Origin of the sequence: Methylobacterium sp. J-043 (assembly GCF_022829505.1) — a bacterium.
In the GTDB taxonomy this organism is placed as follows: domain Bacteria; phylum Pseudomonadota; class Alphaproteobacteria; order Rhizobiales; family Beijerinckiaceae; genus Methylobacterium; species Methylobacterium extorquens_A.
In genome coordinates, this window is sequence record NZ_JAKSYB010000010.1 from 1 (window position 1) to 619 (window position 619).

General features: G+C 62.0%; 2 rRNA genes. Both read left to right on the top strand.

Annotated features, from left to right (window positions below):
* Nucleotides 1–118, top strand: a 23S ribosomal RNA gene (locus MKK50_RS00240); the annotation flags it as partial.
* Nucleotides 119–423: 305 nt separating this feature from the next.
* Nucleotides 424–539: ribosomal RNA gene (gene rrf, locus MKK50_RS00245) — 5S ribosomal RNA — on the top strand.
* Nucleotides 540–619: the final 80 nt, after the last annotated feature.

Sequence of the window (619 nt, forward strand, 5' to 3'; positions counted from 1 at the left end):
ACCTCAAAACGAGGTCTCCCTTGAGGGCCGTGGAAGACGACCACGTCGATAGGCCGGGAGTGCAAGCGCGGTAACGCGTTGAGCTGACCGGTACTAATCGCCCGATCGGCTTGATCGCTCTCATGATCCGTGTCCGGTGCTGATCGACAGCCGTAAGGCTGACGAACAGACACCACACCAAAACGTTACGACCAAAGACCAACCGACACCGAAACGGCTGTCGGTCCCTGCTTGCCCGAACAAACCCAAGAACACGAAACCCCACTTGTGCTGCGCCGGCCTGGTGGCCTGAGCGGTGTGCCCGGAACCCGATCCCATCTCGAACCCGGCCGGTAAAAACACCAACCGAGCCCGAAACGACCTGCGGTCCCTCTTTGCCCCAGCAAACCCCAAGGACTCGAACCCCCACTCCTGCTGCGCCGTCCTGGTGGCCTGAGCGGTGTGCCAAGAACCCGTTCCCATCACGAACTCGGCCGTTAAACACACCAGCGCCCATGGTACTGTGTCTCAAGACACGGGAGAGTCGGTCAACGCCAGGCCTGCCCAGCACAAGCCAAACCCCCCACATTCCCTCACACGCGATCCCGGTCGTAACCCGATCCCGCCGCTCGGCACCCCG